This window comes from Syntrophaceticus schinkii (assembly GCF_000946815.1).
In the GTDB taxonomy this organism is placed as follows: Bacteria; Bacillota; DSM-12270; order Thermacetogeniales; family Thermacetogeniaceae; genus Syntrophaceticus; species Syntrophaceticus schinkii.
This window is the reverse complement of sequence record NZ_CDRZ01000040.1, coordinates 1-11,680: the sequence shown is the minus strand read 5'-3', so window position 1 is coordinate 11,680 and position 11,680 is coordinate 1. Positions and strand designations below refer to the sequence as shown.

The 11,680-nt window shown below is 42.0% G+C and carries 14 protein-coding genes and 1 pseudogene; 9 read left to right on the top strand and 6 right to left on the bottom strand.

The features are described 5' to 3' along the window. From SSCH_RS03075 to SSCH_RS18760, 3 genes are all read right to left on the bottom strand, one after another. Positions 1-411 (bottom strand): cation efflux transmembrane domain-containing protein (locus SSCH_RS03075; RefSeq protein WP_044664193.1); only part of this gene is annotated, 411 nt, incomplete at its 3' end. Positions 412-413: 2 nt separating this feature from the next. Beyond that, entirely contained in the window at positions 414-620 is a 207-nt protein-coding gene (locus SSCH_RS18765) for a hypothetical protein (protein WP_198142126.1), read from the bottom strand. Between the two features lie 78 nt (positions 621-698). Further along, positions 699-1,124 carry a hypothetical protein gene (locus tag SSCH_RS18760; RefSeq protein WP_198142125.1) on the bottom strand — a complete coding sequence of 142 codons (426 nt, stop codon included), beginning with the start codon at positions 1,122-1,124 and terminating at the stop codon, positions 699-701. Positions 1,125-1,737: 613 nt separating this feature from the next. Here SSCH_RS18760 and SSCH_RS03065 point away from each other — a divergent pair. Beyond that, entirely contained in the window at positions 1,738-2,154 is a 417-nt protein-coding gene (locus SSCH_RS03065) for a metal-dependent hydrolase (protein ID WP_052835233.1), read from the top strand. Between the two features lie 134 nt (positions 2,155-2,288). On the opposite strand, the gene SSCH_RS03060 is transcribed toward SSCH_RS03065, so the two are convergent. Continuing rightward, positions 2,289-2,477, bottom strand: coding sequence for a hypothetical protein (locus SSCH_RS03060; protein WP_044664192.1), 189 nt, complete (start codon positions 2,475-2,477; stop codon positions 2,289-2,291). 717 nt (positions 2,478-3,194) lie between these two features. Between SSCH_RS03060 and SSCH_RS03055 the strand changes: the two genes are divergently transcribed. The 8 genes from SSCH_RS03055 to SSCH_RS21620 all read left to right on the top strand — a co-directional run bounded on the left by SSCH_RS03055 (position 3,195) and on the right by SSCH_RS21620 (position 11,147). After that, positions 3,195-5,621, top strand: coding sequence for a DEAD/DEAH box helicase (locus SSCH_RS03055; protein WP_044664191.1), 2,427 nt, complete (start codon positions 3,195-3,197; stop codon positions 5,619-5,621). Next, positions 5,614-6,327, top strand: coding sequence for a hypothetical protein (locus tag SSCH_RS03050; protein WP_044664190.1), 714 nt, complete (start codon positions 5,614-5,616; stop codon positions 6,325-6,327). The genes SSCH_RS03055 and SSCH_RS03050 overlap by 8 nt, the downstream gene beginning before the upstream one ends. After that, a complete protein-coding gene (locus tag SSCH_RS03045; RefSeq protein ID WP_044664189.1) occupies positions 6,320-7,216 on the top strand; it encodes a coiled-coil domain-containing protein in 897 nt (298 codons plus the stop codon). The genes SSCH_RS03050 and SSCH_RS03045 overlap by 8 nt, the downstream gene beginning before the upstream one ends. A gap of 24 nt (positions 7,217-7,240) precedes the next feature. After that, positions 7,241-7,615: a hypothetical protein gene (locus SSCH_RS03040; protein ID WP_044664188.1), complete on the top strand. Its 375-nt coding sequence runs from the start codon at positions 7,241-7,243 to the stop codon at positions 7,613-7,615. Positions 7,616-7,738: 123 nt separating this feature from the next. Further along, positions 7,739-9,040: a protein kinase domain-containing protein gene (locus SSCH_RS03035; RefSeq protein ID WP_044664187.1), complete on the top strand. Its 1,302-nt coding sequence runs from the start codon at positions 7,739-7,741 to the stop codon at positions 9,038-9,040. Between the two features lie 70 nt (positions 9,041-9,110). Next, on the top strand, positions 9,111-9,836 hold the full coding sequence (locus SSCH_RS03030; RefSeq protein ID WP_044664186.1) for a vWA domain-containing protein: 726 nt from the start codon (positions 9,111-9,113) through the stop codon (positions 9,834-9,836). A 30-nt stretch (positions 9,837-9,866) separates the two neighbouring features. Next, entirely contained in the window at positions 9,867-10,820 is a 954-nt protein-coding gene (locus SSCH_RS03025) for a PP2C family serine/threonine-protein phosphatase (RefSeq protein ID WP_044664185.1), read from the top strand. A 63-nt stretch (positions 10,821-10,883) separates the two neighbouring features. Beyond that, entirely contained in the window at positions 10,884-11,147 is a 264-nt protein-coding gene (locus SSCH_RS21620) for a TerY-C metal binding domain-containing protein (protein ID WP_156972059.1), read from the top strand. Positions 11,148-11,157: 10 nt separating this feature from the next. Here SSCH_RS21620 and SSCH_RS21615 read toward each other — a convergent pair whose 3' ends face one another. Together SSCH_RS21615 and SSCH_RS18755 are read right to left on the bottom strand one after the other, a co-directional pair. Further along, positions 11,158-11,409, bottom strand: coding sequence for a transposase (locus tag SSCH_RS21615; RefSeq protein ID WP_408645683.1), 252 nt, complete (start codon positions 11,407-11,409; stop codon positions 11,158-11,160). An 18-nt stretch (positions 11,410-11,427) separates the two neighbouring features. Beyond that, positions 11,428-11,680, bottom strand: a pseudogene (locus SSCH_RS18755) (IS4 family transposase); the annotation flags it as partial.

Below are 11,680 nucleotides of genomic sequence, written 5' to 3'. Positions count from 1 at the left end.
GGGGTTTGCTTTGTTTAGCCTTCGGTAGCGTATCCAGAACCATGAATTTGTTACAAGCCCCAAAATGGCTATTATAAGGCCTGGTATTACATTGCCCTTCTCTTCGGCGGGATATAAGAACGCCACCAATAGCATCGCCATGCCGCTCAGACACATAGCGGCGCCGACGCAATGATTGGCAACACGCTCAAGGTGAAGCCTGTGATTATCATCGAACTCCGTACCCTTATGTGTCACACGGTATATCGCCCAGGATACAATTATTGCGATAAGTTCCGCCGATCGGCGAATAAAATCCGCAAGCTGGGTGGATGACTTACCCAAAAAAAGACCGATTCCAACGACAATGGGTCCGGGCGAGCTGAGAACAACAGATGCAAGAAGCGTCCGTTCGCCTGATTTGTTTTTCATGGCTACGCACCCCATAGATGCACAAGCGGCAAAAGCACGGCCGCAGCAGCAAACGGACAGGTAATCGTATCCATGCCTTTGCGGGTATAAAGCTCAACAATGGAACTGGCAGCTGCTGTCAGCACAGCTATCGTTAAGCTGGTATACCACGCGACATTTCCGTTGATTAACAGAACGATGAGAACCGAAATTAAGGACACCGTAAACATCGCAAGTGTTCCTTCGACGCTTTTACGCCCTTCTATGAGCTTGCCTTCAAGATAGTGTCTCCCGTATTTTTTCCCGATTCAAAGCGGCAGCCGCGCATCGCCAAAACCCCAGGCGCATATGCATGCAAGAACAAGCCATCTTTCACCCAACCATCCCCAGCAAATACTGTTTAGAATTGCAAACATGCTGAATACAAGAATAAGGCTGTGCTTAATCTCTCCGTTTCTTCGTTCGGTGAGCAGTTCGGAATAACAGTCCAGCTTCTCTGCCAAAGATAGTAACGGAAATACGATTGCAATAAAAATCAGAGCCGCCAGTGATGCAATCCACCATGTCTGGAAGGCATAGATCCATACAAACAATGAACACAGCAATATAATGTGTAAGATTTTACGAAATACTTCCGAGGGAATACGGGCAAAACGCCGTAACAGCAGTGCTACCGACGCGCATACAAAAAAGTATCCGCATAATATCCCAAATCCTTGTAGAAATTCAATCATCTCTCTGACTCCCGTGAGTTCAAATTTTCATATACTTTTTCAAGCAGCCTGTCAAAAACCTGGAATTCCGATTCGCTAATTCCTTGCAAGGAAACTTCATATACTGTTTTAAAGGAAGCAAAGGAAGCAAAGGGACGTTCTTTTTGCTTCCTTTGCTTCCTTTGCTTCTCCCTTACCTATGCAGCGCCAACCACTTTATTTAATAGAGACCATCCTCTAATCGGGGTTAGGCTTGCTTTATTGCTTTTAGGCGCAAAGGTACCGTTTACCACCCGCATTATGTTGAATACCAGCTAATGGGACAATAGAGTCTTTATGCTGTTAGAGTTACCCATGTACTTACTGCGAAGTGCTGTAGGGGTAATGTAAGCGTTAATATAACATTCCTTGCAAGCAGTGTGGGGTTTAGTTTTTGTTATCGTTCATGTTGAGGGTGTGGGGCGTGGCGAGTTAACCGTCAATTAATACTGCCGTCAGCATCGAATCGGGAAGAGCATACTCCAGCGGGAGAATTCCAGGTTGCTGGTGATAATTAAGTCGAAAATGCAGGCCGGAGATGTTGCTGCAGCTTCTCACGCCGTATTTATAACAGAGCGAAAGGAGTGAAAACAGTTTGACCGGCAAAACTCATGCTGCTGCGGGAGCCTTTATTGGAGCAGTTATAGGCCAGTTAACAGGATCACCGCTTGAAGGGTTCTTTCTAGGTATGTTTGCGGGGCTTTTGCCTGATATAGATCATCCTAGGAGCACTTTGGGTAGGAAAAGGAAATCATTATCTCTCGCAGTAAATGCGATTGCAGGTCATAGAGGAATAACCCATACAGTTCTTCAGGCAGGGGTTTCCTGGCCAACACCCTTAGTACTGGGACTGATTATTTTTCTTGGGTCATTGTCTCACTTGCTGTTGGACGGGATAACCATTTCAGGAATTGAACCTTTTTATCCGGTGCGGTTGCCGGCTAGATTGGCCTGGCTTGAGTACCCAAAAGGGATAATAAAAACCCCTGGTGTTGGACCGCCATTTTTGTGAGCATGGGACCTCTAATTCCAGGTCGCCTGTACAGGCACCTTGACTTGAGGATCTGATGCTAGTAATTTCATAAATTCATCAACAAAATGTGGCTGTCCAGTCCAGTACGTGCTTTTGACTTCCTCTGTACACATTTATACACTTACATTAAGATATTTACGCTTTAGCTTTAAGTATAAATCCTCGTCTTTAGCCAACATGTACATTTCCAACATATCGTTTAAAGCAACAGTTTTTGTAATCTTTTTACTGCTCACAAACTCGTTAAACATTTGTTGAACTGTTTCGTGTGCCTTGATCGTCATATAGTCTTTGCGGGGCATTCTATTACCTCCCTAATAATTGTACCATTACGCAGCATAACATCTCCTGTTAGATATACCCCTTGGGTAAGCCCTTCCCGTTGCAGGTTATTCAGGCATACAGGAGTAGAGACAAACTTTTTTATGTAGATTCCATTGTTACAGAATTATAGTTATTTTCATAATATTCGATGTAAGGTGAGGTTTTTCATGTAAAGTCAGGCAGATTCTTGTAATGGCGGTATGGTGTATATATAGCAGGATTTACTTGGATGTATGTCGAAAAAACAAATTATCTAGAAGTTCTGTACGGGATTGTATTTTTAAATGGGGTCTACACTCAATTTACCTTTTTAGCCGCCGGGATCTGAATTATATAATTAATAAAAAGACAGCTGATTTATACTATAAGCGAAATCTGCTTACTGCGTACATATCAGATAAAAACTTAAAAGAAAAAGAATTATTTTATGGGCACTTGGTGAATATCCACCAACTGATTTACAGGCTCAAGTTATCTATAACAGTGTTAACAATAAGATTGTTGCTGCTCAAGGTCCTCCCGGCTCTAGGAAAGCTACCCTAATATTGAACATCGTTGCCAATCAGGTTCTTAGCTTAGCAACCTGCGAACTCTGTGTGACAGATGCAATTTAGGGAAAAGCGCTAAATATGACCCCGACGGGCCAAATTGACACTTAGGTACGCCACGGCAATTACAAGATAGGGTGAACCAGAATGAGCACAACGGAATTGAAACGAATATTTGCGCAGAATCCCAAGATTCTTCTGGGTCGTAAAGGCATAAGAGCTATTCTGTGTGATGTCTTTTATAACGATATGGCAAAGGTGAATTTGATGCTTACTGCTTACGATGAGGGAATCGTAGACAGTCTTCGATCTTGTTCACCTCTTACTGCTGTTGAAAAATCTCGATATGCCAAGATTCTGATCCAGAATCACGCTATGGTGGATGACCGCGCAAAGTGGGCGGTTGACACATGGAACAGTTCATTTGACAGCGCTATTGCTTCCGCGTTGGATGCGATAGAAGCAGAAATTCAGGAAGAAACCGCATCTTCTGAGTTGGAAGTCGTTCCCGTTGCTCCTCAGTTTGATTTTACTGCAGAAGTGGATAATGAGATGTTCGACAGGAGCGATGTTGAAGATTATTTTGTTAATCCGACAATAAGGCTTGATAAAAATAGAATCTATATTTCGTGCGGAATTGGTAATTCGGACAATGGTTTTTTCATTTACGGCATTAAGAAAGCGCTCATCTGTGAGCACGCAAACGCAAATGCTTATGCCTTGGTATATAATTACATGATTCGTAATTCTCAGATGAATGACGATGATATTCCGCGATTTTTAAAGAAGGACGAAAGGCTTTATGAAATAGATTACCGTTCAGTCTTTCGCACAGCCATTATTCTGCTGCAACTTATAAAAAATAACTACTGTAAGAACGGTGTTCTTGAATTGGCATATCACGGCGAAGCTGATAATCTCAAGACAGCTATCCGGATAATAGACACATATGAAGCTTTATTCAGCAGACTTATGGGTAAAGAGCCCGTTAAGCTGTCTGCCCGCTTAAATGCAAAAGGAATACCGGTTTATCTTGATGGCCGGGACGGAATATATGCATGCAACAATGATGAGTTTATTTCCAATGCGAGAGAAATCTGGTATGGCCGTAAAATCAATTATAAGCTCACGAAGGACAACCTCGCTGACCTTGAGTACATTCTGACGGAAATATCTCCGTTTGATTCCTTTAAGGAAGGACAGTTTGAAGCACTCTGCAAAATGATATCAGCTAAAAAGCACTCTGTATGCATAATGCCTACAGGAAGCGGCAAGTCATTGATTTACTATTTTATTTCAATTCTTCAGCCGCTGCCGATTTTCATTATATCACCTACGGATATTTTGATTCAGGACCAAATACGGAATCTGCAAGCTTTTCATAGAATTGATAACGTTGCACACCTGCAGTTAACTGGAGAGAACAGCTTTTCATGCTATGAGATGTTCAATAGTTTCAATTACATTACGCCTACTACGCTGCAAAACAGAAATCTCCTTGTAGCATTCCGGTATATTAACAAGGGAAGCATCGAACGATATGAATCTATGGTAAGAGAATATGAGCTCTCATCCGGCCCATTGCTTTCCTTTGTGGTTTTGGATGAAATCCATTGCCTTTCAAACTGGGGACATGATTTTAGACCAGAATATTTGATGTTGTCAAAGTTTTTGAACAAATTCCTTGATCAGATTACTTTTCTTGGGTTCACAGCAACAGCAAATTACACTGTTGTTGAGGATGTTCAAAAACAGCTTGGTATTCCACAGGAAAATATCATATCTCCTATAGCTTTTGAAAAGAACAATATTTCGTATGAGTTTCATTGCGTAAAAACCCAAAACGAAATGTATGCTCTGTTAGGACAAATCAGCGAAACCCTCATGACCAGAAACGAACGTACAATCATATTTACTAAAAACGATGACTTTTCCCGCAAAGTTGCCGATGTTGTTGGCTATGAAGCGGATATATTCTCACGGGACAATCCGGAAGCGTATCATCATTTCGCAGATCAAAAATGCAAAGTTCTGGTAGCAAGCGAGGAACTAGGTATTGGTATAAACCTCCCGAATATAAGAAACATCATACACTTCGGGCTTCCGCTTTCAAAAAGTGAATATATTCAAGAGGTTGGCCGTGCGGGACGCGCAAATGAGCAAGTTCATTCATACATTATCTATTTATCTGCGGCCAATGCTCCGGAGAGATTGCTGAAAAGGGATACCCCTATCAATGAAATTCCCTCCCTGCTTGAGGGTCTGAACAACGATTACGCAGATGCTTACAGGAAGCTTACTAATAACTGTCCCACAAGTGACGTTTTGTATCAGCAACTGATGTCTGTATATGATGATTTTAACAGGAGAGATCGAGCCCTGTACGTTGAGACATATCAACCGGATGAATTAGCGGATGCGAAGCAAAAGTTATATATGTTGTACGTGGTGGGCTATATCAACAACTGGTATGCCTATTCTAAAAGCAAAGACGATACCGGAATCGACATAATGATTGATGTTAATTCCATTGACACGAAATCATATAAAAAAAGACCCCAAAAAGATGTTTAAGCGTATAAGAACCCGTACTCGTGACTACTTTGAAGAGCTGGGAAATAACCGCGAAAGCATCGCCAAAACTGACAGAGCAACTTCGCCCGAAGAGATAATCCGAATTTATGTTGATTGGTATTACGCCAAATACCTGTATCATCACAATGAGCAATTTCTGGACTTATATGAATTTGTCACGAACAGCAGCCAGAACAGTGAGGAGGTAACTTCATCTATAAAGGATTATTTCTCTTTACCGTTCATAAAACTGAAAAGTGACGAGGCCTTATACAATGAGATGGGAATTAAGAAAATTGGAAACAAGATTCTTTCCAGCATTTCATCATCAACTTTGGCAAATATCGAGCGTATAAACAGCAATCGATACTCGTATAAGCTCGATTTTCTGATATTTGCCGCCAGCTTAAAATATAACGGGCTGTTTGAGCAAAGCAGACTTGAGCGAATCGAACGGTATATAAATGATAGGGAACATCAATACATTATTGATTACTTGCCTAAAATCTACGCACAGTGCTCTACAAAAGGACGGCTGGCAATAACAAATTACATCGATTCCGATGCGAGTACTTTTTCTGGCGGATTAGGTAAGTTCTTAGACACAGTTTATTCAAATGAACCTAAGGACATGGTCTATTATGGATTTATTTCTAAAGCATTGAATGATATATTCGATAAAAGTAGGAGGAAGCCCTATGTTTGATAGTATTGAGCAACTTGAGAAACAAGTGCAGAAATTCCAGGAAAACATCCTGGCGTCAAATCAACTGCTGGCGGGTATAGAGGCGCTTACTTTAGCAGTAAAGAATCAGCAGCGTGGATATGAGCAGGCATCAGCATCCCTTATTGAGGAAATTAAGGGACATGTGAAGGCTGTTACAGATGAGTCTGAAACTCTTCGGGCAGGGGTTTCTTCGGAAGTTCAAATGGTAACGCGGAGCACACAAGATGCTACGGCGAGTGTTATGAAGAGTAACGTCAGCCTTTCTGACTCTGTAGCCAGTAAGTCCGAAGCATTGCGTGAAGCGCTCGCTGCTGATGTTAAAAGCGTCCTTCAGGGAACGCAGGACGCTGTCGCGGAAATGAAGACAAACAATTACAGGGTTATTGAGGAAGTGAGCAATAAGTCTGAAACGTTGCGCGGTGCTCTCTCGTATGATATTAACGGTGTCCTTCAGGAAACAAAAACTGCTGTTACAGAGATAAAAGCGAACAACGAAGCTACCCTTAAAGCTGCGGTCGAACAGCTATCACTTAAAATCTCTAAACTGAACACAGATACTGAGAGATTTATTGCAGAACTAAAAAGCGCAGATGAATCTGCCATTGATTCCGCAGTACAGAAACTTACGGCTTCTCAGCAAAGCAATATAAAGCAACTTGAAGCTGCTCAGTCTGCTATTGAAGAGATGAACCGAACTCTTAACACAAAATACCAGGAGTTTTTGCAACGATTGGAGAATACAAACTTCGACCAGTTGTTCAAAACCTGTCAGGATATGAAAAAATCCATAGAAACGAAATTGTATCTGCTTATGGGTGGTGTAGGTATCGCGGCGATTATTGCAGTTTTATCGTTGCTAATCCGGTGATGCAACGAGTAAAGAGGTGATAGTATGGGGCTATTAGATTTGTTCAGGAGGCAAACTATCCCAATTATTCAAGTAATTTTGCCTGATGTGGCAAAGCAGGAAATTTTGAAGGGCAGACTGCCGATATTAAATACAAATAAAATCTTCCTTAAAAACGGCGAACACTGCCACTACATAGAAAAAGCAATATACGAGAAGAAGGTTGTTAATAAACGCTATCAACGTCGCGGCGGCGGCCTGGACTCCTTAAGGGAACCAGAGTGCATATTGGCGGAGGCAACACGGATGTCGTGGATAACGTTCAGTATGAGCAGATCAAAGGAATTCTCTATATTACCAATAGACGTTTGGTTTTTGTCGGTGAAGCAGAAGGCTTTGACAAGCCACTTGACGCTTTAATCGCGATAACGCCTTATAGCAATTGTATTGAACTGCAATTTAGTCAGGGTAATTATAAAATATTCGTTCCTGACGGGAACGTTATAAATGCTGTTTTTCAGCAAGTAAAGTGAGGAATGCGATATGGAAGGACAATTAAAGGCCGGTACTGTATTAACATCGGAAAGCTCCATAGAATATAAAGTTAATTCTATGCTTGGTGCCGGTGGCCAAGGGGAAGTTTACGATGTCGAAAGCGATGGAAAGCACTATGCATTGAAGTGGTATTTTAAACATATGGCCACAAAAGAACAGAAGGCAATCCTTGATAATCTGGTTACGAAAGGGTCTCCAGATACATCGTTTCTGTGGCCGCAGGATATCATATTCAAATCCTATGGTGAATCATTTGGGTATATCATGCCGCTGAGACCCAAAAACTACAGAAGCATCGTCGATATGATGAAGCGTCGGGCTGAGCCTTCATTCTATGCCCTTTGTAAGGCTGCTTATTATCTTACAAACAGATATCAGAAACTTCATACTATTGGATACAGTTACAGAGACATCTCCTTTGGAAATATGTTCTTTGACCCAGATAGCGGTGATGTTCTGATTTGTGATAATGATAATGTGTCTGCAAACGGCGTGGATGACAGCTCTGTTTATGGAACTCCTCGATTCATGGCTCCGGAGATTGTCGTCGGAAAGGCTAAACCATCAAGAAATACCGATATGTTTTCTCTTGCTGTGTTGCTGTTCTACATGTTTATGATGGGCCACCCTCTTGAAGGAAAAAAGGAAGCTGATATCAAGTGCATGGACATCCATGCCATGAACAAGCTATACGGAACAGACACTGTTTTTATATTCGACCCTGTCAATAAAACGAATCGTCCAGTCAAGGGATATCAGGATAATCCATTAATCTATTGGGATTTGTATCCACAGGAGCTGAGAGATTTGTTTACTCAGTCGTTCACAGAGGGCTTATCTAAGCCTAACAAACGTGTTACAGAAAAGAAATGGCTTGATACTTTTGCTAACATGATGACCGGAATCGTAACTTGCTCCAAATGTGGTGCAGAAGTGTTTTATGACGTAAAGAAAGTTGAAATGGGTGTAGGGCATACTTGCTGGTCATGCCAGAATATTGTTCAAATGCCAGCTACCATTGTGATAGGCAAGTCCAGAGTCGTTCTGCAAAAGGATTCTAAGCTTTATGCTCATCACATTAATGGCGATTATGATATGGATACCGTAATCGGTGCTGTTGTGCAAAATCCCAAGAATCCTTCATTGTGGGGAATCAAAAATGAGAGCTGTAACAATTGGACATACATAAAACCGGACGGTCAGCAAATAGCAATTGCAAACGGTCGTAGCGCCGCAATAGCTAAGGATGTGAAGATCGATTTCGGTCAGTGTGTCGGAGAATTTAAATAAGTATCCATGTGGGCGTTACCTATGTAATTGCTCATAAAAATATCACTAAAGTTTTAGGGGGGAATTTAAAATGGCAGAGAAAATAAAGCGTCCGGGTGGAGAACTCGCAAGCAGACCGTTGCATTTCTTTTGGGTTGTAGACTGCTCCGGCTCCATGTATGGAGAGAAAATTGGCGCGGTTAATCACGCGATTCAGTCAACAATTCCGGAAATGGTTGATGCCGCAAATGATAACCCAAATGCGCAATTAATGCTAAGAACCCTTAAGTTTTCTACTGGGGCATCATGGGTCACATCAAATCCGGTCAATATTGAGGACTTTGCATGGGATGACCTGGATGCAGGCGGAGTGACCGACCTTGGAAAGGCATTTGAACTTTTGGCAGCACAACTTACCATCCCGCCGATGACAGACCGTGCTTTGCCTCCGGTTATTGTGCTCCTTTCCGATGGTCAGCCGACCGACGATTATAAAAAGTCGCTTGACAAATTGTTACATCTTCCTTGGGGCAAGAAGGCTGTTAGGATAGCTATATCCATTGGTCAAGATGCTGATGGTGATGTTTTGCAGGAGTTCACCGGAAATCGTGAGCTTGTTCTTCAGGCCAATAATCCGCAGGCACTCGTAAAAATGATTAAATGGGCATCAACAGCAGCATCCCTTGTATCTGCTCCGGCAAGTCGAGCAAAGGACCTTGATACAGCAGCCGATTCAACAGATACCAATGCTCCGTTAGTGTTGGATATGAATAACATACCTGACCATAGAGATATTAACGCTGACGACGTTTGGTGATGCTGTTTTACTAGAGAGGATGATTGCATAATGAAACCTATAATTTTCGGTAGAAATGTGCAAGGTGCCTCCCATAAGCGCACAGAGACAGAATGTCAGGATAGTTACAAGAAGATTGAAATGGACGGTGATGCAGCAGTTTTGTCTGTTGCTGACGGGCACGGAAGTAAAACTTGTCTTTATAGCAAAACCGGGTCAAATATAGCTGTTAATGTTTTCTGTAAAGAGATGGAAAATCTTTATGGAGGCTATCACGACAATCTGGAAGCGCTTTTGACTTTTCTCAAGAGAGATGGAGATACCAAAATAGCGCAACAAATCCATGCCGAATGGAAAAGACGCGTATTGGCTATTCATAAAAAGTACAAACGTGATATCCCAAAGCTTGAAAACGGTGAAATAAACGAGCGAGAAATATATAAGTTATACGGCACCACATTACTCGGGCTTATGATTACTCCTCTGTTTGTTTTTGCTTTTCAAATAGGCGATGGGGATATTACATGTGTTGATAATGCAGGTGTTAAACAATTCCTAATTTCGGATAAGATACTTGGAACCGAGACACATTCATTAAGCAAAATAGACGCTTGGGAAAACGCGATTACCGTCCTTTACAGGCGGGAAAGCTTTATCCAAGAAAACTTATTATTCATGCTTTCTACCGATGGCTTTTCCAATAGTTATCGTAACGAAGAGGAATTCAAAAAAACCTGTACAGATTACTTTGAAATGATTAAGCAGTACGGCGTTAAAGAAGTATGCAACAATCTTAAGGACTGGTTAGACGAAACCAGTGAGCAAGGTTGTGGCGATGATATTACGCTTTTGATGGCTTACTTTGCGGATGATTCCAACTCGGAATTGATGCAATTTGATGGTGACAAACTCGAACCGGAAGATGCATCTTCATATGATTTGTCAGATGAAACGGAGGATGGAATTGATGAAGGAACAAAGGGAAGCTGTTGTAGTATTGGCTAAGTGTGCTGAAACGCATAAAACTTATGGTATGAGAGTGGAAAAGCTCAGCCTGATAACTGGCTCATAACCTGGTCTTTTTCAATTAAGGAAAAGAATGCAAAGCACGAGGGGTACGACAAAGCCTTTATAAAAGGAAACATTCAATATGCTGCTGATTATCCCGGATGTCCATACTGTGGCAAAACAGGCTTTACCCTCTGTGGTACGTGCGGCCATTTAGGTTGCACCATCACAAAGAACGGAATCTATACATGTGAATGGTGTGGAACTCAGGGAACGCTTGGCAATTATACAGGTGACGCAATAGCGTCGGGTTCTGATTTGTGATTATGAGCTACTAGCAAGCTCGGGGAGAATAGCCACCCTTGCAAGGGATTTGATCTTCTTTATTGGGATCGATTATTTTGCTAAAGTGGTTCTTCTGTAAACGTATTAAGAAATCTACTCCTCTGCCGTATAAAAATGAAATTAAAGCTGCTGATGGATACCCCCTATCAAAAAGCACTAAATCATTCTTTCTTCCATCTGCAACCATTTGGTTAATTAAGTATACCGCGGCATTTCTTTCAGGCGTATCGTACCGTTCGATTTTGCTATTGATAATAACTCAACTTTCGCAGCAACAAATAGCCAGTCGTTCCTTGAAAAACGAGGGTAAATTGCCGATTAAGTAGTCAATCAACCTGCGGATCTCCTGCTCAGCCAGTTGCAGCCGCTCGCCTAGGAACTGCTCTAACAGAGTGAGGAGTTTCTGGAGCGCGTCTGCCAGGCTAATGTCCTTGAGCTCATCACAACAGATGTAGAACAATTGGCCGATGGTTCTCGGGTCTTCACCGTTTCGGCTTTCAAGGGAAAGCATG

Excerpts from the sequence above, each read along its gene's own strand:
- SSCH_RS03040 (WP_044664188.1), top strand. The coding sequence starts at position 7,241 with ATGGGGCTATTAGATTTGTTCAGGAGGCAAACTATCCCAATTATTCAA.
- SSCH_RS03060 (WP_044664192.1), bottom strand. The coding sequence starts at position 2,477 with ATGCCCCGCAAAGACTATATGACGATCAAGGCACACGAAACAGTTCAA.
- SSCH_RS03045 (WP_044664189.1), top strand. The coding sequence starts at position 6,320 with ATGTTTGATAGTATTGAGCAACTTGAGAAACAAGTGCAGAAATTCCAG.
- SSCH_RS03050 (WP_044664190.1), top strand. The coding sequence starts at position 5,614 with ATGTTTAAGCGTATAAGAACCCGTACTCGTGACTACTTTGAAGAGCTG.
- SSCH_RS03025 (WP_044664185.1), top strand. The coding sequence starts at position 9,867 with ATGAAACCTATAATTTTCGGTAGAAATGTGCAAGGTGCCTCCCATAAG.
- SSCH_RS18760 (WP_198142125.1), bottom strand. The coding sequence starts at position 1,124 with ATGATTGAATTTCTACAAGGATTTGGGATATTATGCGGATACTTTTTT.
- SSCH_RS03055 (WP_044664191.1), top strand. The coding sequence starts at position 3,195 with ATGAGCACAACGGAATTGAAACGAATATTTGCGCAGAATCCCAAGATT.
- SSCH_RS03035 (WP_044664187.1), top strand. The coding sequence starts at position 7,739 with ATGGAAGGACAATTAAAGGCCGGTACTGTATTAACATCGGAAAGCTCC.
- SSCH_RS03030 (WP_044664186.1), top strand. The coding sequence starts at position 9,111 with ATGGCAGAGAAAATAAAGCGTCCGGGTGGAGAACTCGCAAGCAGACCG.
- SSCH_RS18765 (WP_198142126.1), bottom strand. The coding sequence starts at position 620 with ATGTTTACGGTGTCCTTAATTTCGGTTCTCATCGTTCTGTTAATCAAC.